The following is a 26100-nucleotide window of genomic DNA, read 5'->3' as shown; positions in this document are numbered from 1 at the left end:
AACTCTTGAATGGGCGGCTTTGATTCGATCTATAATCGAGCCCATTCTAAGAGGTCCTCATCGCCGCTAATCATGGAAAAATTACCTAAGCGAGCGGGCATCAGCCTGCGGCCACAACACTATCAGGAGATCCTCAACTCACAGCCGGATGTGGGTTGGTTGGAAATTCATCCTGAAGACTACCTGGGATTAGGCGGTGCCTCGCATCACTATTTGGAACGGATTGCCGCCATTTACCCTCTCGCCATGAATTCCCGCAGCCTTTCACTCGGGTCTGCCGAGAGCGTCAACAGCAAACATCTGCAAGATATAGCGGCCTTGGTAGAGCGCTATAGACCTGCCCAGTTCTCCGACCATCTGGCCTGGAGCCGCTGGCAGCGCGGTTACTTCCACAGCATGTTCCCCCTGCCCTACACCTTGGAAAGTCTCGACCAGGTGAGTTTCAACGTGCGCACTGTGCAGAACACCCTGGGCCGGCGCATTCTGGTAGAGAACCCGGCGCGCTTGTTGAGCCTCGACGACGAATTCAGTGAAGGTGTGTTTTTATCCGAACTGGTGCGCGCCAGCGGCTGCGGGCTGTTGCTGGATATCACCAACCTGTATTTGTCCTGTCTGAACTTGGGCAAAGACCCTTTCAGAGAGCTGCAGCAATACCCATTGGCGGCGGTAAAAGAGATTCACTTATCCGGCCACTCCCTGATGCCACTGGATGACGACTACGTTCTGCTGGTGGACGATCAAAGCACCACTATATGCAAACCGGTTTGGCAGCTGTATCGCGAAGCGCTGACGCAATTGCCCGCGCCAGTCGCGACCCTGATTGAATGGGACGAAAATGTGCCGGAACTCAGCGTGCTGGTTGAGCAGGCGAAAAAGGCAGATCAAATCATTGCCGAGGTCGAGCGCAAACCGAAAGTGAAGGAAGTCACTTTATGAGCCTTGCCAATTTTCAGGAGGCTTTTACCAAAGCCTTGTTCAGTACCGAACTCGATCCCGCTCTGGTTGCAGAAATTCCGCATCTGACGAATTCTCCGCGCACACTCAAACAATTTGCCGCTTATCGTGAGCGCGCTTTGCGCGGGCTGACTGATATTCTGCGCTCGGTATATCCGACCACTGTCGGTGTTATGGGGGACGAGGAATTCAACAAAGCTGCGCGGGCGTTTTTTCTGCAAAGCCAACCGCAAAATGTTGACCCTATCTTGATAGGCGAACCCTTTGCGCCCTTCCTTGAGCTTTATCCCACGGAAGAAAAGCTGCCACATCTTCCCGATGTAGCAACACTGGATTACGGTTGTTTCAAAGCCAAGCAAGCGATTGATGCTACGGCGATGAACACACGGATTTTTACCGATTTGAGCCCCGAGCAATTAGCCGCGCGGCGAATCCAATTGCATCCGGCGTGTTTTTGGATGTCCTCTCCCTACGCCATTTACGATATTTGGCGCTCTCATAGCTCGCAATTTTCGGCAAAACCACTGTCAGTTGAATCGCCGCAAGAGGTGGTGATTATTCGGCCAAAATTACAGGTGGAAGTGCACAGAGTGGACGTGGGTTTGATTAAAGTTCTCGATGCAATTGACGCAGGTGAGACACTCAACAGTGCATTAATGGATGCACGCATGACAGATCCCGGTTTTAACGCCGTGGCTGCCATTCAGTTTTTGATTAAGAACGATTTGATTATCAGCCTGTACTAAACAAAAATCAGCCGAGCTATTTTGCGCCCGGCTGATTTTTTGATTCCCGCTTAAGGCGAAAACACCACAGTCTTACTGCCGTTCAACAATACCCGGTGCTCAGCATGCCAGCGCACCGCCCGTTGCAACACCACTGCTTCAATATCGCGGCCGAGTTCCACCAATTGTTCTGGTGTCTGCGAGTGTGATACGCGCTCCACCGCTTGTTCGATGATCGGACCTTCATCCAATTCCGCGGTGACGTAATGCGCAGTTGCACCAATCAATTTCACGCCGCGATCGTAGGCTTGATGATAGGGTTTAGCGCCTTTAAAACCGGGCAAAAATGAGTGGTGGATATTGATCGCCCGACCGGCCACGTGCTTGCACAAGTCGTCGGACAGAATCTGCATATAGCGCGCGAGCACCAGAAAATCCGCTTTGGTGTCTTCGATCAATTGCAGAATTTGTTTTTCCTGTTCCGCCTTATTGTCTTTGGTCACTGGCGCGTAATGGTAAGGAAGCCCGTACCACTCAACTAAAGATTGCATATCGCGGTGGTTGGAAATCACCCCGGTAATTTCCACCGGCAGAGATCCCTGCTTCCAACTGTTGAGCAGCGCATTCAAACAATGTCCCCATTGCGATACCGCAATCACCATGCGCGGCTTGTAGGCGCCATCGTAAATTTCCCAATTCATGCCGTAACGTTTGGCGACAGCGGAAAATGCCGATTTGATATCAGCCATTTTTTTCGGGCCTTCGACAGACTCCAACACAGTGCGCATAAAAAACTGCCGCGTGTGAATATCCTCGAACTGGGATGATTCGCGAATATTAAATCCCTGCAGGGAAAACAAACTCGCCACAGATGCCACTATGCCTGGCTGATCCTGACAACTGAATTTCAGAATCAACTGTTCGGCCATAGTGTCGTCATTGGAAGAAATGGAAGCCATAAATCTCACACAAATAAGGAAAAACGCCGGCATTCTAGCAGACGTTTTTATGGGATAAATCGATAGTGTCCGGTAAGAGGCGCAACATTGAGTGCATCCTCTTCCTGCACACCCACTCCAATATTATGGATAATCAGCGGTCTTTTACCGTCGGCTGAGCGACGGTCGGACACTACGCCTATATGCGGCAAATTACCCGGCAACATCCAGGTAAGCAAATCACCCGGTTGCAAATCTGAATTTTCCGTTACCGGAAGACTTTGCCCGAAGCGCTTGAAATAGGTTTGCAGATTGGGCACACGGCGGTGATCTATATTGCGATCCGGTCGGCTCAAGCCCCAGTTTTTCGGGTAGAGCGCAAAATGCGCTTGCATATCCTCGTGCACCAGCTGCTGCAGGTCCTTGCCTAATGCGCGGTACGCGCGAATTACCACATCCGTGCACACACCACGATCAATCGGCACATCACCCATAGGATAGGCGATGCGCTGATAGGAACCGTCGTAATGCAAGGTGTAGCGCGTCTGTTCCCGCGCAGCTTCCACCAACTGTGCTCGCCACTCCTCCCGTGTTCGCTCCTCTTCGGCAAAAGTCAGTGGGGCGAATAAAACGAGAAAAACAAAGTTTAGCGCTGCTTTCATTGTTGTTATTCCTTGGCGTTAATGCTTTATCCCTAGTCGGCTCTTAATTTTTATCCCTTGCTGGCATCGCCCGCAGAAGCGGTTCCATAGCGGAGGCCACAGCCGCGTATCCGCCCAATACCCAACCACCGTCGACGGGCAGAATCACGCCGTGAATATAAGAAGCCAAGGGCGAGCTTAAAAACAGGCAGGCGTTGGCAATATCCTCCGGCACGCCCATACGTTTGAGCGGCACGGATTTGCGACAGGCGTCGTGAATTTCCGGCGTCGGCGCCAGGCGGCGCATACCTTCGGTGCCATCAATTGGTCCGGGAATAATGCTGTTTACGCGAATACCCTCTACCCCCCACTCCAACGCCAGAGTGCGCGTGATCATATCGACACCGGCCTTGGCCGCACACACATGCGCTTGCCCGACCATGCCGACCACCGCCTGGGGTGCGGAGATATTGATAATGCTCGCCCCCGGGCGGCGCAGATGCGGATAAACCGCGCGCACCACGTGGTAAGTGCCCAACAAATCGATTTCCACCACCGATTTAAAGCCGTTGGGCGACATTTTGTCCGCCATGGCGGGGAAGTTGCCGGCGGCACCGGAAATCAAAATATCGATAGGACCAAACGCTGCGACTACCTGATTTACTCCCGCGACCACAGAATCGTAGTCACGCACATCGGCGCTGAATCCTGTGGCTTGCGCGCCCAATTCCTGCAAGGCTGCCACTGTATCCGCCACTTTTTGCGGATTGCGACTCGCCACTGCGACCTTGGCGCCGTGTTTGGCAAAAGCTTCCGCGATGCCGCGATTGATACCGCTGGTGCCACCAACCACCAGCACCGTTGAACCAGTAAAATCCAGAGTCAACATAAAATCCTCTCCTTAATTATTCAAAACGGGAAAAATCCGGCGCGCGCTTTTCGAAAAATGCAGCAGCGGCTTCAGCAAATTCGGGGCTGCGCAGGCGCTCGCTGAAAACGCGAATTTCTTCTTCCATGATCTGCCGTACATCATCGGCAACCGGTTGACGCAAAAGTGCCTTGGTGGCGCGCACGGCAGCGGGGGCCATTTGGGTGATTTGCTCTGCCACCTTGCGCGCAGTCGCCAGCGGGTCTTCAACTACTTCGTTGATCACGCCCGCCTCCGCCGCCTGTTGGGCGTTGAAGGTCTTACCGAGCATCAACCACTCGTTGGCTTTTCTATGGCCGACCAGACGCGGCAAGAACAAAGAGGCGGCATATTCCGGGCACAAGCCCAATTGCGCAAAGGGCGTACGAAATTCGCTGGCGGGACTGGCGTAGGCGAAATCGCTGTGCAGCAGCAGGGTGGTTCCAATGCCGACGGCAACGCCGGTGACCGCCGCTATAAAAGGTTTGGGGAAGTCGCGCAGGGCGAGCATAAATTGCACTATGGGCGAATCTTCCGGAGAGAGATTCAAGCCGCGGGCAAAATCCTGCAGATCGTTGCCGCTGGTAAAACTACCGCCTGCGCCGTGCAGTATGACCACGCGAACCTGTGGATCCCTGGCCGCCTGGGTCAGCTCCTCGGTAAGGCGGCTGTACATGGCAAAGTTGAGCGCATTTTTGCGCTCTGGCCGGTTGAGCATCAGTTCGAGAACGGCACCGCGCCGCTCCACTGCGATTTCACCTGTTTCGGTCATGCGCTCTCTCCTGTTTTGTTGCCTCTGCCGCAGCTTGCATCTACCCGGGAGGCCGTTACAATCGCCTGCTCACCAAATCACAGACGTTCAATTTATGACCATTCGTGCCCTGCTCACCGAGCTTGCTCAAAATGCCATGCTCGCTGCCGGAATTCCCGCCGAGTGCGAACCACATGTCGCGCCGAGCAAAAATCCCGCGTTCGGAGATTACCAGATCAACGGCGCTATGGGCGCTGCCAAAAAAGTGGGCAGCAACCCGCGCGAACTCGCGCAGAAGATCGTCGCCGAACTCAAACTGGACGGCATCGCCCAGAAAGTCGAGATCGCCGGTCCCGGTTTTATCAACATCAGCCTGGACTCCGCCTGGCTTGCCAAGCTGCTGCTCGACCAACCACCTTACGCCAGTTTAGCCCAGGGCCTGGAGCCGCAAACCATTGTGGTGGATTACTCAGGTCCTAACCTCGCTAAAGAAATGCACGTCGGCCATCTGCGTTCGACCATTATCGGCGACGCCGTGGTGCGCGTTTTGGAAAGCCAAGGCCATAACGTTATCCGCCAAAACCACGTGGGCGACTGGGGCACTCAGTTCGGCATGTTGATCGCCGAACTCGAAGCCCAGCTGCAGCAAGACGAGCGCGCCGAACTGGCACTGCAAGACCTGGAACATTTTTATCAAAAGGCCAAAAAGCACTTTGACGAAGATCAGGCTTTTGCCGACCTCGCCCGTCAATATGTGGTGCGTTTGCAAGCGGGCGATGCGGAAGTGTTGAAGCTGTGGCACAAATTCCGCGAAGTCTCCCTCGCCCACTGCGAAGAGATTTATGAACTGCTCAATGTGTCGCTCACACCTGAGCATGTGCGCGGCGAAAGCTTTTACAACCCCGACCTGCCGGTGTTGGTGGAAGAACTGAAAAACCAGGGCCTCGCCCAGGAAGACCAGGGTGCTCAGGTGGTATTTCTGCAGGAATTGGCCGATAAAAATGGCAATCCATCGCCGGTGATCGTGCAGAAAAAAGACGGCGGCTATCTCTATTCCACGTCGGATCTCGCGGCGATTCGCTTCCGCGTCGGTACCTTGGGTGCAGCGCGAATCATGGTGTTCAGCGACGCGCGCCAAGCTCTGCATATGCAGCAGGTTTACACCATCGCACGCAAAGCAGGTTTTGCCTCTGAACAAGTCAAACTGGAGCACTGCCCCTTCGGCACCATGATGGGATCCGACGGCAAGCCGTTTAAAACCCGCACCGGCGGCACCGTAAAACTCGCCGAGCTTCTCCACGAAGCAGTGGAGCGTGCATCCAAGGTGATTCAGGACACCGAACTCACCGCCGAAGAAAAAGCCGAAGTTGCCCGCAAAGTGGGGATAGGCGCAGTGAAATACGCCGACCTCAGCAAAACGCGCACGCTCGATTACGTATTTAATTGGGATCAGATGTTGAGCTTTGAGGGCAACACTGGGCCCTATCTGCAATACGCCTACACGCGCATTCGCAGTATTTTCCGCAAAGCTGGTATTAATCCCGCCGAGTTGGAAGCACAACTGCAATTAGTCGAGCCGCAGGAAAAAGCCCTGGCGCTGAAACTTCTGCAATACGGCGAAACCGTTGATCAGGTTGCGCAAGAAGCCATGCCGCATTTGCTGTGCACTTATTTGTATGATCTCGCCAGTTTGTTTATGACTTTCTACGAAGCCTGTCCTATTCTGAAAGACGGCGTCGACGTAGAAATTCGCAACAGCCGCTTGATTTTGAGCGACTCGGTTGCACAAACCCTGCGCGCGGGTCTTGAATTGCTCGGCATCGAAGTCATGGAAAAAATGTAAGCTCCATTATCAATACTAATTTTTCTCGACAAGCCCGAATTTTCGGGCTTGTTTTTTCTTAAACACCATCAATTTTTTCAGCCTGGCCTTGAACATAAAAACATATCGCCAGCGCTTTTATTTTTTGGAATCGAATTTTTATGTGGTTTAAAAATCTGCGCGTCTATCGCTTGACGAAACCTTTTACTTTATCGCCGGATGAGCTGGATGCAGCACTGGAACAAAAAGCATTTCAGCCCTGCGGCAAACAGGATCTTTCTGTTTACGGTTGGGTGCCGCCGCTCGGGCGCCACGGTAAACAACTGGTCCATGCCACCAACGGTTATATGATGATTTGCGCCAAACGCCAGGAAAAAATCCTGCCCGGCTCAGTGGTGCGTGAACAATTGGAAGAAAAAGTTGCCGCCATAAGTCAGGAAGAAGGCCGCAATGTCGGCCGCGCGGAAAAACAAAATCTCAAAGAAGAAATTATTTTTTCCCTGCTGCCACGCGCGCTGGTGCGCTCACAATTGCAATTTGCCTACATAGCGCCACAGGACAATTGGATCGTGGTCAACGCATCGTCTGCCAAACGTGCAGAAGAACTGCTCAGCGCCTTGCGCGATGTTGTGGGCAGCTTGCCGGTGATTCCTTTTGCCACCAAACAAATTCCCAGCCAGACCATGACCCACTGGCTCGCCAATTCACAACCGCCTGCAGGATTTGCCTTGGGCGATGAATGTGAACTGGAAGCGCCACGCGACGACGGTCGAGTGATTCGCTGCAAAAAGCACGATTTAACTGCGGAAGAATTGCTCAATCATTTAAAAACCAATATGACGGTACGCAAATTGGCGCTGACTTGGCAGGACTCCATCGAGTGTGTGATCGATCACGAGTTGGCCATCAAACGCCTGAAATTCAGCGAGCGCATTCTCGATAAAGCGACAGATCGCCACCCGGAAAGCGCGGCGGAAGAATTCGATGTCGACTTCTCTATCATGACCATGGAATTAAAAGAATTTCTCGATGCGCTACAGGAGGCGTTCGGCGGCCTCGATACCAAAGTGCGCGCTGTTGACTTAAGCGATGATTAATGGAGAACGGCTAATATGAAAACTTTTGAGTTGGAGGGCCTTGGGTGCCCCATCAATCAAGGGAGCCATTATGAGTAATCCAAACCCCTACTCTGCCCCAAACGCAGACCTCACGGTTCCTTACGAAAAAGGTGAGTTTGAGCTCCACGCCCCTCGCACGGTAAATGCCAGTCAAGGTGTACAGTGGTTGGTCGACGGGTTTAATTATTTTAAACAGGGTGCAGGCATCTGGATCGCAATCACGATTATTGGAATTTTGCTGATGGTTGGGCTCAGCATACTGCCGGTGATCAATTTTGTCGTTTCGCTCACAACCTATTTGTGGGTCGGTGGATTGATGCTGGGATGCAAAGCTCTGCACGACCGGGAGCCGCTGAAAATCAGCCACTTATTTGCTGGATTCAGCGAAGAGTTAGGTCCGCTTCTGCTCCTAGGTGTGGTGCTGATGGCAGCAACCTTTGTGCTTGTAATTGTCGCCTTGGTTGCAGTTATGGTTCTGACCCCCTTGTTATCATTGTCGACGGGAAGTTTAGACCTCCTTCTCATTCCGCTTATTAGCCTTGTTATTCTCGCTCTCTACACTCCGATCATTATGGCGGCGTGGTTTTCGCCCGCTCTTATAGTGCTGCACAAAGTGCCCGTGTTTGAGGCGATGTCCATGAGTTTTAAAGGCTGCTGGAGAAATATGGTGCCTTTTTTACTTTATGGTCTCGTCTTGATGGTCCTGGCTGTTCTTGCGATATTCACGCTGGGCTTGGGCTTTCTTGTTCTGATCCCCGTGATATACGCTTCAATATTTTGTTCCTATAAAGATATTTTCGTAGACGAATAGAATTAGAAAGCCGTCCAGTTGGACGGCTTTTTTATCTCCTGCGATACCCGCCCATTTTCAAAGACGCAAACCAGTCGCGTTTATTCATATAAAAACTCAACATGGTCGGGCTGAGGTTTTTTAAGGCCTCCCGCTCTGAACGTTCATCCTTCTCGGCCAAACGTGCGCGCACCAGATTGAGCGCCGCGCGGTTAACGGCATTGTCGATTTCCACCCGCTGCAGAACCGGCAGATTGTCCATGACCGCAACCAATCCCGGTTGCTGGATCAATAAAAATCCAAGGAACAACTCTGCGGGCCAATCTTCGTCGAAAGCGAGAAATTGGTCCCAGCGCTCCACCAATAATTCGCCCTGCTGGCCGATCAGACGCTCACCGTCGCTGGGGAAACGTTCGAACAATAATCCCCACAAAAGATAAAACGCATTCACCTGCTGACACTGAAAAAAGCCGTGGGCAAGCCGCGCCAACAATATAGGCGAGTCAAACAGCGCCGGTTCTTTTTCCAGACTTTGCACCAATGCCTGCCAGTCCGGAATTTGTTTGTAGGCGTAGCTGATGTGCAAATCCGGCTCTGCAGAAGAAAACGCATGCTGCTGCAGATTATCGGCAAGCCGGCGCCAGGCAAAGGCGAGAAAATCTCTTTTTTTGTTTCCCAACAATTCGCTAGCAAGCGGCGCCACTTCCTGGTCGAGGCCGTAAAATTCCGCTGCCAAATTTTCTTGTTCGATATTGGTATTGGCGCTGCAATGCAGCCCGTAATTAATCAGATCCTGATAGCCACCGAGTTTGCGATGGCTGGCATTTAATTTGGCCAATCGTTGCAAGGCTTCATTGGCGCTGTCGAATTGTCGGTTGGCCAAGGCGTCGAGCACCTGGTTCTCCGCAATGGCAGCGGAGTTGTCCATAAATAAGTCCATTTGCGGCGCATCTTTGGGCGAGGTCCAGCGCGCCGCCAACAAGTTGTGCCACTCTGCATCTTTGCTGATGCGCAGTGGCGCACGCTGCTGGCCATTCCAGGCGTAAAAGGTTTGCGCCTCCTGCTGCAATTTCAATTCACGGCAGGTTTGTTGTGCCTGCTGTAACAAACGGCGTAAATCGTCCAGGGCGAGCGTAAAAGCGTCATCGAGCGTTTCTACTCGCCCGTAACGCCAATCTTCATAGGCTGCGTAAGGAATAAAATTTTCAGCCAGCATCCAATCCAATAAGCAAAACTGTCCCTGCTGGCTTACTTGAGAATCAACAGTTGCTATGTCAGCCATAAGGTTTTTGTTCTCCAATTATTATTTTGTCGGACGAGATCAAACAGACACTTCATCGTCCTGCCATAAACGCAACAGATCTTCGAGTTTCAACGCGAACTCGATACCGCTGTCTTGCGCCTGGCGATTGACTTGCGCGCTCAGCAAGGCTTTGTTTTCCTGCAGCTGCGCAATTTTCTCTTCAATAGTGTTTTCCGCAATTAACTTGTAAACGAACACCGGCTGGGTTTGACCTATACGGTGGGCGCGGTCGGCTGCCTGCTCTTCCGCGGCGGCGTTCCACCATGGGTCAAAATGAATCACCGTATCCGCACGCGTCAGATTCAAACCGACTCCACCCGCTTTCAAGCTGATCAAAAACACCGGCGCTTCACCTTTTTGGAAAGCTTCCACCAGTTCAGCACGGTTGCGGCTCTGGCCTGTCAGTTTTAAATAGGAAATCTGCCGCTGCTCCAGCTCCTCCGCCAATATGTCCAACATACTGGTGAACTGGGAAAACACCAGCGCCGCCCTGCCCTCGGCAACCAAGGACTGCAGCATCTCTAAACAATATTCGGTTTTTGCGGACGACACCTTGTCCTGGCGCAAAAGTTTTGGATCGCAACAGGCTTGACGCAAACGCGTTAAAGCTGTTAACAGGAGAATTTGTTTCTGGCCGGGGTTATCGACTTTCTCCAGCTCCAAGGCCAGATTGCTCCAACCTTCCCGTTTTAACTGCTGATAAAACAGGCTCTGATCTTCGCCAAGCGGAATCAGTTGCTGAACCACCGTTTTCGGTGGCAAATCTCGCGCCACCTGGTTTTTTGTGCGTCGCAACAGCAATGGCGCAACCCGTTGCAATAACAACTGCAAACGGTCGGCACGTCCTTCCTGTTCAATGGGTTTTTGGTAATAGGACTTGAATTGTCGCTGACTGCCCAATACTCCCGGGCAGAGAAATTCCATCAAGGCCCAGAGTTCACCCAGATGATTTTCCACCGGCGTACCGGACAAACAGAGGCGATTTTGTGCACGCAGTTGGCGCACAGATTGGCTAATTTGTGTCGCAGGATTTTTAATTGCCTGCGCCTCATCCAACACCAGCCAGCTGAGGGATTTCTGCAGCCAAAAATCCAGATCCCGCACTACCAGGTTATAACTTGTTATCAATATATGCGGTTCGCGCTTGGGCCAATTTTGATGCCGCTGGCCACCGTGGACTATATGCACCCGCAGATGCGGGCAGAAGCGCTTGGCCTCGCGCGCCCAGTTGGATAACAAACTGGTGGGCGCAACGATCAAAGCGGGCGCGGCCAGAACTCCCTGTTTTTCCTCCAGGCTGAGATGCGCCAGGGTTTGCAGGGTTTTACCCAAGCCCATGTCATCAGCCAGCAGGCCGTTAAAGCCGGTGCGTTTGAGGTGTTGTAACCAGCACACGCCCAGCCATTGATAGGAGCGCAGTTCGGCTTGCACGCCACTGGCGGCGGGGTCCAATAATTCCGGGGATTGCTGCAGCTGTTCGGCCTGATGCAACAGCGTCAGTTCGCCACTCCATTCCGCCTCATCCGGCAGGGATTTGCGCAGTTCGTTCAAACGATACATCTGGCTGCGGGGAATACCGTCGCCGCCGTACCATTCGCTGAGATCTTCCAATTCCTCGGCCAGCGCGCCCAATACACCTGCGGGCAGCACCAGGATTTTTCCGTCGATATGCAGCTCGGTGTGATCCCCCTGCAGGCTTTGGTTAAGCGCCCGCAAGCGTTTAAGCAGCATTAACAGGTCGTATTTTTTCTCGTCAATCGTCAGATCGAGTTCGAGCTGCCAGCTGTTCTCTTTCTGTCCCAAAGCAACCTGCCAGCGGCTGGGGGCCACATAGGCGTGGCGAAACCCTGGAGCGAAGTCGACGACTAAACCGAGTTTTTCCAGATGCGCGCGATGTTCGAGCAGCAGCTGTTTCCATTGCTGCTTGCCGGCAGGGCGCCAGCGATTGGATGCTTCTTGGCGCAGTTGCCCGGCAAAGTGGCTGTCGAGATAGCGGGCAAGTTGCGCAATAGCGGTGTTTTCTGTCTCGCATTGCCGCGCGACAACCAGCAGCTCTTCGCCTGTCCAAAAACGCGCGTCTTCTACCCAGTCTGAATAAAAACAAAGCGAATCTGCCGTATAGCGGAATCTGACGGAAAAGGTGTCATCCGCGTGACAAGCGAGAACGGATTGAACATGTGCCTCGCAATGGCGCGAGTGGAGTATTCGCGGCAGTGGTAGCCCAAGCTCTGACCAGTGATCCTGGTATTGCTCGATAAATCGCTCTAGGTCTCCAGGAGCGATTGCGACCGAGTTGCGAATTTCCGCGAGGGCCTTATCCACCAGATTACTGATGGCCGGTCGCACCTGCTGGCCTTGCACTACAACGCCAATGGAGTGCGTCGCCCACAGCTCAGCCCCGCGCGGGCAGGACCACAGCAATTTTTGCTCGCCGGCGCTATCGATTTGCCATTGGGGCATCAATTCAATTGGGGTGCCCCAATGCAACGCCTTAGCACCTTCCGCGGACGAGGCGGTGAAGCTTTTTTGCGTATCGATGATTTGCTTGAGGAAGTGGTCATCGGGCGCGCCGAGATCGCCAGCAGAGCGCCCGATCCAGCCGCTGTCCTGCTGAATCAAGGTGCGTAAAACGGCGAGATCTTGGGGATTGATAAACGGCGGCGGCAATTGCAGGTGCGCCGGCTGGATCTCATAGGGCTGACCGAATTCGCGCAACAGGTCGTTTTCGACCGTGGCCAAGCGCAACGTGAGAGTCAGGCTTGCTGGGGCGCGCTGTTCAAGGAAATAGCAAAGTTGCAATCCTGCCGGTGATACAGGGCTTTGCTGCTGGCGAAGCCGGGCGAGAAAACTCATGACGCAGACGCTGACAACCCTTACAAAAACGGCTGGCATTATACCCAGCCAAAATTGTCGGGCTAGCCTTGTGCCGTGAACCAACCTGGCGCCATAAACTATCTTGGCGCCATAAATAGTCTCTAGGGAACAGAACTAAACCGCTACGCCAAATAAGCTCCCCACCGCGCTAGTGGCGGCCATCGCCAGAGCGCTCCAGCCGCAGACGCGCAGCGCCGCGCGCACAACCGGTGCGCCACCGGCTTTCGCGGCAATGCCACCGAGCAGGCCGAGAAACAGCAGGCAGCTCACCGCGACAGTCCATTGCAATATTCCAGACGGCGACAGTAAGACGACTGCCAAGGGCAAGGAGGCTCCAGAGGAAAAGGATGCTGCTGACGCCAGCGCCGCCTGAACTGGCCGGGCGCGAGTATTGACGGAGATACCAAGCTCATCGCGCGCATGAGCACCTAGAGCATCATGTTCCATCAGTTGCGTGGTGACCTGTTCCGCGAGCTGCCGATCCAAGCCTCGATTAATGTAAATTTGCACCATCTCCTGATGCTCATACACTGGGTCGCGCTCCAGCTCGCGACGTTCCAAATCGAGATCCGCTTTTTCGGTATCCGCCTGAGAGCTGACCGAGACGTATTCACCTGCCGCCATGGACATGGCCCCGGAAACCAATCCCGCCACCCCCGTCAATAACACAGTGCTCGAATCGCTTCCGGCAGCAGCAACCCCCATAACCAGACTCGCCGTAGACACAATTCCGTCATTTGCCCCAAGCACCGCCGCTCGCAACCAGCCGACCCGGTGAATACGATGTTTTTCCATATTTGCTCCGCTAGCGTTTTTCTTGACAAGTATGGCCCTATAGAAAAGTCCGCGCCATTAAAACTTAACAAACCAGAACTTACCCCAACCCCGGGATTCCAATTGCAATAGTCGTATTTGCTGCAACAAAACTGGGCGAATAAAGTCTTACTTCATAAGCAGAGTGATAATTCATAAAAAGCGGCTATTTGTCCTTTGTCGCTTTTTTAAAAGTCGTTCCAAATTAACCGAGCGGAGGCATTATGAAAAATGAAATTTGGATACTAACCGCCGATGCACATAAAGCCCGTGTTTTTAAAACCGAGCCATTGGGAAAAAACTGGGAGGAAATCAAAACCTTTATTCAACCGGACACAATTTTGCCAGAACAAGATTTGGTCAGCGATAATCTCAGCCGTCGCAACCACGGCTCCGCTCAACCTCGCACAAACCCCAAAGACAAACGCATCCAGGAATTTGCCCGCGATCTTACGCATTTTCTAGAAGCGGAACATAAAAACGGCTCTTTCTATAAGCTCGGACTGGTGGCGGAGCCTCATATGTTAGGCGAGCTGCGCTCGCGCTTCAGTGATCAACTGGCAGACGACATCAGTTTTGAAATAGGCAAAAATATGACGCAATTTAATCCCGCCGAATTTCGCCAGCATTTACCAGAGCGCTTAGCACCATCGCCGAATTTATAGTTTTTAATTGTCGGGAGGGAGTGAGGTTAAAACAGCCACCGCTTCGTCCTCCAACGGAATAAATGCCTGCACCAACCCTCGCCGCTCCAGCGGCGAGCCTCCGGTAAAAATACTAAACGCCGGCATAATGCAATGGGTCCGATAAAACGCAAATACCGGCAAGCGCAAACCATTCTTAAAAATCACCGGATGGGTGTGACCAAAAAATAAAAATTGATCTGATTTTGAAGGCTTATCCGCTTCATCATGATAAAAACCAAATGGCCCACAATCCCAACCGTGCTCCTGCAATACAAGCGGCAGAGAAGATAAAAAACGGCGATTCGGCCTATCGTGGTTGCCGACGATTACCATAATTTCCGCATTTAAATTTTCACACCACTGCTCCACCTCCTCACAAACACGTTTGGTCAAACCACTGCGGTGATGAACAAAATCGCCGAGTATCAGCAAACGATCTGCAGATGCAGACGATACAAGCTGGGTCAAACGATTAAGATCTTCCTGTAATACCTGCCCCGGCACTGCTATACCAGCGCGCTGAAATGTCTGGGATTTGCCGATATGCACATCCGCCACTATCAACGTTTTTTCTTCGTGCCAATAGAGCGCTCTTTGCGGCAATAGGCTCAGGGTTTGTCCATGTATGGATAGGCTATGCGCGCCGATCATGGTTTCGACCACTGCCGGACGAGTTTTGCCACGCGCTCGGCAATGGATTCATTGGTCAAATGCGACGATACGCGCTCCGTCAACAAAGGAAATCCAAAAGGGGTGGGGAATATGGCGAATTATCAATTCGGCGGATCCCAATCTTTGTAAGGTGCGTTGTAAGCGGGATTGTTCAAAAAACTGGTCCAAAGCTTCCCGCTCCGCCTGTCGCAACAATAAATTGTCCGGCTCATAACGCTGAAATACGTCAAATAAAAGTGACGCACTGGCTTGTAACTGACGCGCAAGGTGGCGACGACCGGGATAATTTTGATTGACTAGACCTGTGATGCGCGCAATATCGCGAAATTGCCGTTTAGCCATACTGCTGATATTCAGGCTGGCTAAAATATCGTCCGCTAAATTTTCAATGCTGAAAATTTCCGGCTTTAGTAGTTCTTCAAACGGAAAGACCTCGCGACTCAGCAATTCCATCCCATAATCATTTACGGTTAACGAAAATGTCGCTCTGGTCGCGCGGGTAAAGCGATAGGCCAATAATGGCGCTAGACCTTCGTGTACGAGACGACTATCAAAGGGATAGAGAAATAAATGATATCCCTCGCGCGTGCGACATGTTTCCGCCAATAACTGGTGCGATTCGGGCACTGCGGATAATTGTGCCTGGCGCTCGAGAATCACCCCCACTGCGGCTAATTCCGGCGATGTCTGTCGCGCTTTTTTTTCGCTTGTCAGAATTTGGCGGATTTCCTCACTCAAGGATTCCGAGATCGGCAAACGGCTGCCGGGCCATTTGGTGATGGCGCGACTGCTTTTTTCACTCAAGCGCACCAGCACTGTATCGTCTTCCACGCGAAACAATTCCAGAGTGCGGCCTGCGAAGACAAAACGATCGCCCTTCTTTAAGCGACTGATAAAACCTTCTTCAATCAAACCTAAACTTTTGCCGCGTAAAAATTTCACCTTAAGCTGCGCATCCGAATGAATGGTTCCTATATTCATGCGATGAATATGAGCGAGGCGCGGAGTGACAATTCGATAACGCCCGGCAGGATCGCGGGCGATTTTATGATATTCGCTGTAGGAGCTAAGGTTCTGACCACCGTGCTCAACCAGAGCCAACACCCATTCAAATTCCTGCCAGGTTAAATCCCGGTAGGATGTGGCGGTTTTAATTTCCGCAAACAATTCTGCGGGCATAAAACCATCACCTGCAGCGCAAGACACCAAATGTTGCGCCAAAACATCGTAGGGCTTTTGTAAACGCGGGCGAGATTCCACCTCGCCTTTTTCTATAGCACTGCGCGTCGCAGCAAACTCCAATAATTCGAGTGCGTGAGTAGGCACGCAGGTAATTTCGCAGGATTCGCCGATACGGTGATGAGCGCGCCCAGCCCGTTGAATGGTTCGAGCAATACCTTTGGGCGAACCAATCTGATAAACCCTCTCCACCTGGGGAAAATCCACTCCCAAATCCAATGACGAGGTGCAAACGACAAGCTTGATCAAGCCGGATTTCAACCCCGATTCCACAAAATTGCGCGAACGTTCATCGATGGAGCCGTGGTGTAAAGCCATCAGTCCCGCCCACTCCGGACGCGCATCGAGAATTTCCTGATACCATTTTTCCGCCTGATAACGGGTATTGGTGAAAATCAGAGTGCTGCGCCCTATATCCAGATCCGCCACCAACTTATCCCGCATGGTCAGCCCCAGATGGCCAGCCCATGGAAAGCTGTCCACCTGATCGGGAATTAGGAATCGCAAATACACAGCGCGATCAATTTCCGCATTAATAATGACCGGTTTTTGCAAAGTACCCAACGCTAATTGAGCTGCACTTTCTGGATCAGCCAAAGTTGCCGACAAGGCCCAGGTTTGCACCAAGGGGGAATAATGACGCAACCGCGCCAATCCCAGCTCCAACAAAATTCCGCGTTTGCCTCCGACTAATTCATGCCATTCGTCTACCACAACCATTTTGGTCTGGCGAAACTGTTCGCGCGCCTCCGGATAAGAGAGCAATAAAGCAAAAGATTCAGGCGTGGTAATTAAAATATGCGGCAAATTCTGCTTTTGTTTGCGGCGCAATGAAGCTTTGGTATCACCGGTACGGGTTTCTATGCGGATATCCAAACCCAAATCAGAGCAGGGTTTGGCGATTGCCTTTTCCACATCGCGACTCAATGCGCGCAGCGGGGTGATATAGAGCAATTGCAATCCTTCTGCGGCAATTTCCAGAAGGCGAGCCAAGGTCGTAAATACTGCAGCGTAGGTTTTGCCGGATCCTGTCGGTACATAAATCAGGCCGCTTCGACTTTGAATTTGTTCCTGCCATGCACGGCGCTGAAATGGCAGCGGCTGCCAGCCTTGCGCGGCAAACCAATTTTCGATGCGCACCCAGGAATTTTCGCCGGAGCGTTTTCGCGCAGCGCGTTTCATCGGGCGGATTGTCTCGATTGTTCGGCTGGTGTTATATGAATCAGGGATTTTAAATTTTCCAGGGTATCGGCTTCTTGATAAGGCTTGTCCTCACGCCAGCGTTTAATGCGCGGGAAACGCACCGCCACACCAGATTTATGCCGATTAGACAGGGCGATATTTTCAAAAGCCAATTCAAACACCAATTCCGGTTTGACCGAGCGCACGGGTCCAAGCCGCTCAACTGTATTGCGACGAATCCAATTATCCACACGATTGATTTCCGCATCGGTCAAACCGAAATAGGCTTTGGCCACCGGCACCAGCTCATCACCTTGCCATAAGGCAAAAGTGTAATCCGTATATAAATTTGCCCGCCTTCCCGCCCCCGGCTGGGCGTACAGGAGCACTGCATCAATGGTGTAAGGTTCGATTTTCCATTTCCACCAATCGCCCTTTTTCCGCCCGACCTGATAAGTCGAATCGAGACGCTTAAGCATCAAACCTTCAACACCGTGATGCCGCGATCTATCGCGCAACGCGGTTAATTCATTCCAGGAGGAAAAGGAAATCGATGGCGATAATTGCAAACGCGGGTTAGCAACCGTTTCGACAATCTTTTGCAATTGTTGCCTGCGTTGTTGCAAAGGCCTATCACGCCAATCTTCTTCCTGCCATTGCAAGAGATCATAGGCCATAAAAATAACCGGGTTTTTCTGCAGCACACTGCTGCCCGGCTTTTTTCGCCCTAAACGTTTTTGCAAGGCGGCAAAATCCATAGGTGCATTTTCCATCCAAGCGAGAATTTCGCCATCCAGAACTGCGCCGTCCGGTAATTGATAAGCCAATTCCACCAATTCCGGAAATTGTTCGGTGACCAGTTCCTCGCCGCGCGACCAGATCAGCACTTCGCCATTTTGCTGCATCATCTGTCCGCGAATTCCGTCCCATTTCCATTCCGCTGACCACTCCTGTGGTTCGCCGATGGATTCCAGGTTTTGCTCCAGCGGATAAGCCAAATAAAATGGATAGGGTCGCGGGCTTGCGCGGGAATGGCCTTCCACGCTCATCGCTTGCTGGAAAAATTCTGCATTCGGCTGCCACGCACCGACAAAACGGTGGGCAATCACAGCAGGATCCAAATGCGCCACTTCCGCGAGAGCGCGCAATACCAAGGTTTTGGATACGCCGACACGGAAAGCACCGGTCAGAATTTTATTGAGAACAAAACATTCCGCGACACTCAATAATTGCCACCATTGTTTGATGCGCTCGCCCTGCTCTGTTTTTTCCAATTGCATCAGCGGCAGAATTTCCCCTTCCATCCACTGGCGCAAAGTGCGATTGTCCAGATGGGATCGGGGATGGCCGACAAGCAGCGCGATGGTTTCTGCAGTATCACCTACCGTATGATAGGAATCCTCGAATAACCAGTCGGGCATAGCGGTGAATTCCAGCGCCCAATTTTGCAAATCGCGGGATGAAATAAACCGCTTCATGCGCTCGCCCATCAGAAAAAATGCAGCCCAGGCGGCGTCGCCCGCGCTGGCATCCTGAAAATAATTCACCATTGCCGCCACTTTTGCGTTGGTGGAAGTGGTGGTATCCAGTGCTTGAAATAATTCGACAAACCGCTTCACATCCGCACCTCGGCTTCCATTTCATCTCCGGTAAAAAGGGTATCGAGCGAATGTGCTTCCATGCCTTCGTGGCTGAGATAGCGGGCGAGCAGATCCTTGTAACCGTGAGTGACATAGATTTTTTGCGCACCGCACTCCCGCACCGTACGCAATAAGCTCGGCCAGTCGGCGTGATCGGATAATACAAAACCGCGCTGATAACCACGCCTGCGTCTATGCCCGCGCACGCGCATCCAACCAGATGCAAATCCCGTGGAAATATTTTTAAACCGTTTCATCCACACTGACCGATGCGCAGATGGTGGTGCCAACACTAAAGCACCCGCATAGGAATGATTTTTGGCTAAATCAGTGGTAGGTATTGTGGGCAACATTTCGATGCCCGCTTTGCGGTAAATATTGGTCAGGGTTTCCACCGCGCCGTGGGTATAGACAGGTTCGTCGGTAAAACGCGTCAATTCCGCCAATATTCGCTGGGCTTTGCCGAGGGCGTAACAAAATAATAACGACGTAATACCCTGATCGCGGTTATCGCTCCACCACTGAAAAATTTCCGCTACGGTTTGATCTCCGGCCTGCCATTGATAGACCGGCGCACCAAAGGTCGCTTCGGTGATCAAAACATCACTCGGCACAATTTCAAAAGGCTCACAGCTCGGATCGTCACAACGTTTATAGTCACCGGTCACCACCCACACTTCGCCTTCCGCCTCGATACGCACTTGCGCGGAACCCAGGATATGTCCGGCCGGATGGAGCGAAACAATGACATCACCAAATTGCCGGCGTTCGCCATATTCCAGGGGATGCAAATGTGGAGCCTGCGGCAAACGATGCTGCAGAATAGGAAGTGAATTGACGCTGGCAAAATAATGTTGCGAGCCGAAGCGCGCATGATCGGAATGCGCATGGGTAATAATCGCGGTTTCCGTCTCACCCCAGGGATCAACATAGAAATTTCCCTGTGGGCAATAAAGACCCCGCGGTGTCACCTGGATCAATTGTGCCATACGCAACACACCATTTTTTATTTATGGTTGTTTGACGAATTTTGCGAATGACAAGTTCCAGTTAATTCATTGTGCTGCGTTTAAGCTCCGCTGCATCGAGACGATACATCTACGCAATGGGCAGTCGCACTCTAAATCTCGACCCCGCACCCAAGGTTGAACTCGCACTGATGCTACCGCCGTGCAATTCCACCAGCCGTTTGGTAATCGCGAGGCCCAGGCCCGTGCCGCCGTATTTTCGGTTATCGGTGCCGTCCACTTGCTCGAAGGATTCAAAGATTTTTTCCACTTGGTCTTCTGGAATACCAATACCTGTGTCAACCACATCAATTACCACTGTTTTGTTCTCGTGCCTGGCACTGACCGTGATGGACCCCTGGTCGGTAAATTTCACGGCATTGCCCACCAGGTTATAGAGAATTTGCTGCAGACGCCCTTCATCCGCCAAAACCGGTGGAATGGTTTCCGGCACAGCATTGATCAACTCAATGGGTTTGCCGTTGACCAGCGGCTCGGTAATTTTCAGCAACAGCTGCACGGACTCATGCACTTTGACCGGTCGCGGATGTAATTGCAGTGTGTGATTTTTCAGTTTGGAAAAATCCAGAATATCATTCACCAGATTCGCCAAACGTTTACCGCTGTAGGCGATCATTTCCAGATATTTTTTCATAGGCTCTGGCACCGGGCCTGCAGCGCCGTCGAGCAGCGATTCTGACAAACCTATGATGCCGTTGAGCGGGGTGCGCAATTCATGCGAGGTGTTAGCGAGAAATTCATCTTTTAATTTATCCAGTTCCTGCAACCGTTGATTCAACGTGTGCTCGCGCTCGAATGCCTGTTTTTTCAGTTGAAAATACATCACCAGATAAATCAGCAAAATCGTTATAAAGCCATACAACAAGTAGGCCCACCAAGTCCGCCACAGCGGTGGAGATACCACTATTTTGACTTGTGCACCTGTTTGGCTCCATAAACCTTCGTTATTTGAGCCACTTACATAAAAGGTATAGGTTCCTGGATCGAGGTTTGTATAGGTGGCGGTGCGTTTTTTGCCAACGTTTTGCCAGGTTTTATCAAAGCCTTCCAATTTATAGGCGTATTGATTTTCCTCTGACGAACGGTAATTCAACGCGGCAAATGAAAATGAAAATACCGATTGATCATAATTCAAATGAATGGTATCGATTCGATACGGCGCTTTGGTCAAGGGTGAGCCTGGAACACCTATGGCAACGGGCTTGTTAAAAATCTGAAAATCGGTAATTACAACTGGCGGCACATAAGAATTGTCATGCAGTTCCGTCGGATTAAATAAGGTGAGTCCTTTGCTGCTACCGAATAGCAATTCGCCTGTGTGAATTTTGCTTGGCGTGTCGCGATTAAATAAATTTCCCGGCAATCCGTGGCGTTTATCGTAGGAGCGGAATAATCGGGCTGCCGGATCAAATCGCGCTAACCCTTTATGAGTACTCACCCAAAGATTATTTTGATCATCTTCGATAATGCCCGTGACAACATCATCCGGCAGCCCCTGCTCCTGTCGGTAGGCGGTAAATCGGCGATTGGCAACATCCATACGATTCAACCCACCGCCGTGCGTTCCCAACCATAAATTTCCCTTGCCGTCTTCGTAAATCGCCTTAACGAAATCTGAACTCAGACTATTGCTGGCGCCCGGGCGATGACGAAAGCGTTCGAATTCCCCGCTGACGCGATCGAGCAAAAATAATCCGCGGGTTGAACCGACCCACAGATTGCCGCGCGAGTCTTCGTAAAGAACGCGGGTGTAAAAACTGGTATCGCCATCGATTTGACTTGGATGCGGCGTGAAATGGGTGAAATCATCAGTGGAGCGGTTGTAGCGATTGATGCCCTCCTCCGTGGCAATCCAGAGATTATTGTCGCGATCCACCAGTAAATCCCAAGGCTCTCTGCCCAATAAGCTGCCGGGCGCAGACGGATCTGGCATATATTGGCGAAATGTTCCGGTTTCCGGATTAAACCGGTGTAATCCCGCTGCCCACACACCAATCCAAAGATCACCACTGGGATCGCCCGTAATACTTAAAATGGTGTCGCCACCTTGAATAGAAGTCGGGTCATCCGGATCGTGGCGATAGGTGGTGAAGGTTAATTCCTCGCGATTAAACAAGCTCAAACCATATCCCCCACCGATCCAGATATTTCCCTGCGCATCCTGAAAAGTGGCCAAAATACCGCCTTCCGGAACTGTATTGGGGTCGTTAGGGTTATAGGTGAAATTGCGAAATACCGACGCCTGGCGGTCCACCATATCCACTCCGGAGGGGAAATAGCCAATCCACAAATCCCCGGCGCGGTCTTCGAAAAACACCATGGCCACATGATTGCCTGGACCATGGGGATCGCCCTCGCGGTAGCCAAAACGACGCGACGCACCTGTGTCCGGATCCATCACCATCAGCACACCGCCATCGCCCACCCAGATATTGCCGTCGCGATCTTCCGAAATAGTCCAAACCGCTTCGGTTTTCTCGCTGGTGTCGTAGGGATAGCGAACAAATCGCTCTTTTTCGTGCACAAATCGGTTAAGGCCGCCGCGATAGGTGCCGACCCAAAGGCGATTCTGGCTGTCGACAAATAAGGAGCGCACGTCATTGTGGCTGAGACTGGATGGATTTTCCGGATCGTGGCGAAAATGCTGAAACGCAATTTCTTTTGGATCAAACCGGCTGAGCCCGCCAGTGTGGTTGCCGATCCAGATATAGCCGTTTTTATCCTCAGCCAGCGCTGACACCACGCTGTCGCCGCCCTTTTTCGGATAAGGGTCATAAAAATAACGCGTAAACTTTCCGGTTTCGCGGAAAAACCGGATAAATCCGCCGCGTGTGCCTATCCAAAAACGCCCTTCACTGTCTTCCAGGAGAAAGCGGCCATCGTTGACGCTTTGACCAGTGGCGGATTCGGATTCGTGCAGATACACCTCGAAGGAGTCCGTATCGGCGATATAGCGATTCAACCCCGCCTGAGTGGCAATCCAGAGTTCGCCGTCGCGGGTTACCAGCAGATGATTGACGAAACTATTGCTGAGGGAACCGGCGACACCTTCCTGATGGCGGTAAAAGGTAAGACCGTAGCCGTCATACCGCGCCAGGCCATTGTCGCCGCCAAACCAGATAAAACCATCGTGATCCTGAGCTATAGCGGTTAAATACCCTATGGCTTCCAACTGGTCGGGCAGAATATGGCGGAAAGAGAGATTCTGCGGCAGTGTTCGGGCACTGACCGACAGACATTGCAGCCATAACCATCCCATCCAGCACAGCAGCGTGCAAAAACGATAACTCGTAAACCATTTACGCCGTGTTTTTCCCATGAAAAAAGTCCACGTATTTTCCGCCTCGGGCCCGGCATCATAACAACCGGCTTTTGCACTGCAAAACCGCGATGGGCAAATCCTCACTGCCTTGACGCTTGCGGATTCGAGTTCATACACTGCCGCGCACTTTTAGCCGCCATGCGTCCTACTGATTTTCCATGAGCCAATCACCTGATCTGCCGATTTTCTCAGTACTTGCAGACATCACCCAGTCATTGCAGCAGTGCGATCAGTTGGTGCTGGAAGCTCCGCCGGGCGCAGGCAAAACCACCCAGGTGCCACTGGCTCTGCTCGACCAGAGCTGGCTGCGCGGTCGCATATTGATGCTGGAGCCGCGCCGTATGGCGGCGCGCTCGGCCGCCCAGCGCATGGCGGATCTGTTGGGCGAAGCGGTCGGTGAGCGCGTCGGCTATCGCATCCGCCAGGAAACCCGGGTCAGCGCCAAAACCCGCATCGAAGTTGTCACCGGCGGTGTTCTCACCCGCCTGCTGCAGGACGACCCGGGCCTGAGTGACTACAGCGCGCTGATCTTCGACGAATTCCATGAGCGCAGCCTCGACACCGACCTCGGCCTCGCCCTGGCTTTGCAGGGGCGAGAATTGCTGCGCGATAGCAACGACCCGCTGAAAATCATCGTGATGTCCGCCACTCTCGACGGCGGTCCTATCGCAATTCTCTTGAATGCCCCCGTTATCCGCAGCGAAGGGCGGATGTTTCCGGTGCAAACCACCTACGTCGGCAGCCGCGCCCGCCCGCAGGAGCCGGAATGGCTGGCGGCGCTGGCGCAAACCGTCCAGCAGGCACTGGCGCAACATTCAGGCAGCCTGCTGGTGTTTCTGCCGGGGCAAAAGGAAATTCTGGCGCTACAGGAAATGCTCGTCGACAAGATTGCTGCCGATGTTCAGCTGGCCCCGCTATACGGCACCTTGTCACTGGAACAGCAACAAACCGCTATCAATCCGGTTAAATCGCCCTATAAGCGCAAAGTGGTATTAAGTACCGATATCGCCGAAACCAGCTTGACCATCGAGGGGGTGGAAGTGGTGATCGACGGCGGCTGGCGTCGCGAACCCGCATTCGATCCGCGCTCAGGTCTGACCCGGTTGCATACCACACGGATTTCCCAGGCCTCCGCCACCCAGCGCGCAGGGCGCGCAGGGCGACTCGGCCCGGGCTTTTGTTACCGGCTGTGGCGTGCCGATGAAGTACTTGCGCCCTTCGCCAAAGCGGAAATCGAACAGGCGGACCTCGCGCCAGTGGCCCTGCAAATGCTGGCCTTCGGCGTGGATGACCCCACATCCCTGGCCTGGCTGACCCCTCCTCCAGCCGCAGCTTTTGCCCAAGCGCTGGATTTATTGCGCGCACTTGGCGCCATAGAGCGCGAAAGTTCTCAGCCCAAACTGACCGCGCACGGCCGACTGATGGCGGAATTCCCCGCCCATCCGCGCTTAGCCCATATGATGCTGCGCGCCGCCGATCTTGGCCTTGTGGAAACCGCCTGCACCCTGGCGGCGGCAATTGAAGAGACCGGTCGGCCAGGTTTTTTAGGATCAGATGTCGAGCGTTGGGTAAACCAGCTGGAGTCCTCCGGCGGCGGCGCCTGGGCGCAGCGAGCGCGCAAACAGGCGCAACAATACCGCGCAGCACTGCCCGCCAAACAAGCCAAAGCCGATGTCAGCACACCCTGCGGACTGCTGCTCGCCCTGGCCTATCCGGATCGAATTGCCCGCCAACGACATGCCGGCAAACCGATGTACCAGCTCAGCAACGGCCGCGGCGCACAATTGGGCGAGGCCGATCCACTGGCGCGGGAACCTTGGCTCGCAATAGCGGAAGTCGGTGGACTGGCCGGGCGCGGTGACGACCGTATCTTCGCCGCGGCCGCACTCGACGCGCGCCTGCTCGACGATGAACTCAAAGAATTGGTCGATACGCGGGAAATTCTCGATTGGGACAAAACCCAGGAGCGCTTTGTCGCAGAGCGGCGCTTTACGGTCGGTGCGATTATTTGGCGCAGCGAAAAACTGCAGGACATCAATCCGGAGCGCAGACGCCAGGCGCTCGCCAATATGATTCGCCAGGAAGGACTCGCGCTTTTGCCCTGGGAAGAACACCACCAACAATGGCGCGCGCGGGTCAATCTGTTGCGCGAACATGTTAACGATATGGATAGCGTTCAATGGCCGGATGTTTCCGATGAGGGATTGCTGGCGACTTTGGAAGATTGGTTAACGCCCTTCCTCGACAATATCAATAAGCTGGACGACCTGCGCCGCGTGGATCTATCCGCAGCTCTGACCAGCCTGCTGCCTTGGCCACTGCCGCAAAAACTCGATGAATGGGCGCCGGCTCATATCCAAGTCCCCTCCGGCTCCCGTATCTCCATTGATTACTGTCAGAATCCGCCAGTGCTCGCCGTCAAACTGCAGGAAATGTTCGGCTGCGAAACCACTCCACGCATTGCCCTCGGGCGGGTCGCATTATTGATTCACTTGTTATCACCCGCACAAAGACCCTTGCAAGTAACGCAGGATTTAGCGGGTTTTTGGCGTACCAGCTATCACGAAGTGAAAAAAGAAATGAAAGGCCGCTACCCCAAACATCCCTGGCCGGATGATCCACTGACTGCGCCGGCGACGCGGTTTACCAAAAAACATTCTTAGCAACCGCAGCAGCTGTTTTGTGTAATCTGCAA

The 26100-nt window shown here is 52.8% G+C and carries 19 protein-coding genes; 7 read left to right on the top strand and 12 right to left on the bottom strand.

The annotated features are described in order from the left end of the window. The first annotated feature begins 72 nt into the window (after positions 1 to 72). Positions 73 to 936 (top strand): DUF692 family multinuclear iron-containing protein, encoded by an 864-nt coding sequence (locus DWB84_RS09075; RefSeq protein ID WP_255428909.1) that lies wholly within the window; start codon positions 73 to 75, stop codon positions 934 to 936. Then, a complete protein-coding gene (locus tag DWB84_RS09070; RefSeq protein WP_187409439.1) occupies positions 933 to 1700 on the top strand; it encodes a DNA-binding domain-containing protein in 768 nt (255 codons plus the stop codon). Before DWB84_RS09075 ends, DWB84_RS09070 begins: the two co-directional genes overlap by 4 nt. A gap of 50 nt (positions 1701 to 1750) precedes the next feature. Here the strand turns inward: DWB84_RS09070 and purU are convergent, their stop codons facing one another. From purU to DWB84_RS09050, 4 genes are read right to left on the bottom strand one after another with little or no spacing between them, the layout of a single operon-like run. Beyond that, positions 1751 to 2638, bottom strand: coding sequence for a formyltetrahydrofolate deformylase (purU, locus tag DWB84_RS09065; RefSeq protein WP_255428908.1), 888 nt, complete (start codon positions 2636 to 2638; stop codon positions 1751 to 1753). Between the two features lie 47 nt (positions 2639 to 2685). Next, complete coding sequence (locus tag DWB84_RS09060; protein ID WP_187409438.1) at positions 2686 to 3279, bottom strand: DUF1287 domain-containing protein; 594 nt, start codon at positions 3277 to 3279, stop codon at positions 2686 to 2688. Between the two features lie 43 nt (positions 3280 to 3322). Next, a complete protein-coding gene (locus tag DWB84_RS09055) occupies positions 3323 to 4147 on the bottom strand; it encodes an SDR family oxidoreductase (protein WP_187409437.1) in 825 nt (274 codons plus the stop codon). 16 nt (positions 4148 to 4163) lie between these two features. After that, entirely contained in the window at positions 4164 to 4937 is a 774-nt protein-coding gene (locus DWB84_RS09050; protein WP_187409436.1) for an enoyl-CoA hydratase-related protein, read from the bottom strand. A gap of 94 nt (positions 4938 to 5031) precedes the next feature. Here DWB84_RS09050 and argS point away from each other — a divergent pair, with 94 nt between their 5' ends. From argS to DWB84_RS09035, 3 genes are all read left to right on the top strand, one after another. After that, positions 5032 to 6759 carry an arginine--tRNA ligase gene (gene argS, locus DWB84_RS09045; protein WP_187409435.1) on the top strand — a complete coding sequence of 576 codons (1728 nt, stop codon included), beginning with the start codon at positions 5032 to 5034 and terminating at the stop codon, positions 6757 to 6759. Between the two features lie 140 nt (positions 6760 to 6899). After that, positions 6900 to 7835: a recombination-associated protein RdgC gene (gene rdgC / locus DWB84_RS09040; RefSeq protein WP_187409434.1), complete on the top strand. Its 936-nt coding sequence runs from the start codon at positions 6900 to 6902 to the stop codon at positions 7833 to 7835. 70 nt (positions 7836 to 7905) lie between these two features. Beyond that, the gene (locus tag DWB84_RS09035; RefSeq protein ID WP_187409433.1) at positions 7906 to 8667 is read left to right on the top strand and encodes a BPSS1780 family membrane protein; all 762 of its coding nucleotides are present in this window, start codon (positions 7906 to 7908) and stop codon (positions 8665 to 8667) included. Positions 8668 to 8698: 31 nt separating this feature from the next. On the opposite strand, the gene DWB84_RS09030 is transcribed toward DWB84_RS09035, so the two are convergent. The 3 genes from DWB84_RS09030 to DWB84_RS09020 form a co-directional block, all read right to left on the bottom strand. Continuing rightward, positions 8699 to 9928 (bottom strand): hypothetical protein, encoded by a 1230-nt coding sequence (locus tag DWB84_RS09030; RefSeq protein ID WP_187409432.1) that lies wholly within the window; start codon positions 9926 to 9928, stop codon positions 8699 to 8701. 39 nt (positions 9929 to 9967) lie between these two features. After that, positions 9968 to 12841, bottom strand: coding sequence for a DEAD/DEAH box helicase (locus tag DWB84_RS09025; protein ID WP_187409431.1), 2874 nt, complete (start codon positions 12839 to 12841; stop codon positions 9968 to 9970). Positions 12842 to 12937: 96 nt separating this feature from the next. Then, on the bottom strand, positions 12938 to 13618 hold the full coding sequence (locus DWB84_RS09020) for a VIT family protein (RefSeq protein ID WP_187409430.1): 681 nt from the start codon (positions 13616 to 13618) through the stop codon (positions 12938 to 12940). A gap of 242 nt (positions 13619 to 13860) precedes the next feature. Between DWB84_RS09020 and DWB84_RS09015 the strand changes: the two genes are divergently transcribed. Next, a complete protein-coding gene (locus DWB84_RS09015) occupies positions 13861 to 14301 on the top strand; it encodes a host attachment protein (protein ID WP_187409429.1) in 441 nt (146 codons plus the stop codon). 3 nt (positions 14302 to 14304) lie between these two features. On the opposite strand, the gene pdeM is transcribed toward DWB84_RS09015, so the two are convergent. The 5 genes from pdeM to DWB84_RS08990 all read right to left on the bottom strand — a co-directional run bounded on the left by pdeM (position 14305) and on the right by DWB84_RS08990 (position 23402). Beyond that, on the bottom strand, positions 14305 to 14973 hold the full coding sequence (gene pdeM, locus DWB84_RS09010) for a ligase-associated DNA damage response endonuclease PdeM (RefSeq protein WP_187409428.1): 669 nt from the start codon (positions 14971 to 14973) through the stop codon (positions 14305 to 14307). A gap of 48 nt (positions 14974 to 15021) precedes the next feature. Further along, entirely contained in the window at positions 15022 to 17415 is a 2394-nt protein-coding gene (locus tag DWB84_RS09005; protein ID WP_222868099.1) for a ligase-associated DNA damage response DEXH box helicase, read from the bottom strand. After that, positions 17412 to 19034, bottom strand: a complete 1623-nt coding sequence (locus DWB84_RS09000; RefSeq protein ID WP_187409427.1) for an ATP-dependent DNA ligase — start codon at positions 19032 to 19034, stop codon at positions 17412 to 17414. The genes DWB84_RS09005 and DWB84_RS09000 overlap by 4 nt, the downstream gene beginning before the upstream one ends. Next, positions 19031 to 20044 (bottom strand): ligase-associated DNA damage response exonuclease, encoded by a 1014-nt coding sequence (locus DWB84_RS08995; protein ID WP_187409426.1) that lies wholly within the window; start codon positions 20042 to 20044, stop codon positions 19031 to 19033. The genes DWB84_RS09000 and DWB84_RS08995 overlap by 4 nt, the downstream gene beginning before the upstream one ends. Before the next feature lie 109 nt (positions 20045 to 20153). Next, positions 20154 to 23402, bottom strand: coding sequence for a sensor histidine kinase (locus tag DWB84_RS08990; RefSeq protein WP_187409425.1), 3249 nt, complete (start codon positions 23400 to 23402; stop codon positions 20154 to 20156). A gap of 161 nt (positions 23403 to 23563) precedes the next feature. Between DWB84_RS08990 and hrpB the strand changes: the two genes are divergently transcribed. Continuing rightward, positions 23564 to 26068, top strand: a complete 2505-nt coding sequence (gene hrpB, locus DWB84_RS08985) for an ATP-dependent helicase HrpB (protein WP_187409424.1) — start codon at positions 23564 to 23566, stop codon at positions 26066 to 26068. The last annotated feature ends 32 nt before the right edge of the window (positions 26069 to 26100 follow it).

Source organism: Saccharophagus sp. K07 (assembly GCF_014336955.1).
In the GTDB taxonomy this organism is placed as follows: Bacteria; Pseudomonadota; Gammaproteobacteria; order Pseudomonadales; family Cellvibrionaceae; genus UBA5868.
Note: the sequence above shows the minus strand (reverse complement) of the source record. Positions and strands in the feature narration are given on the sequence as shown.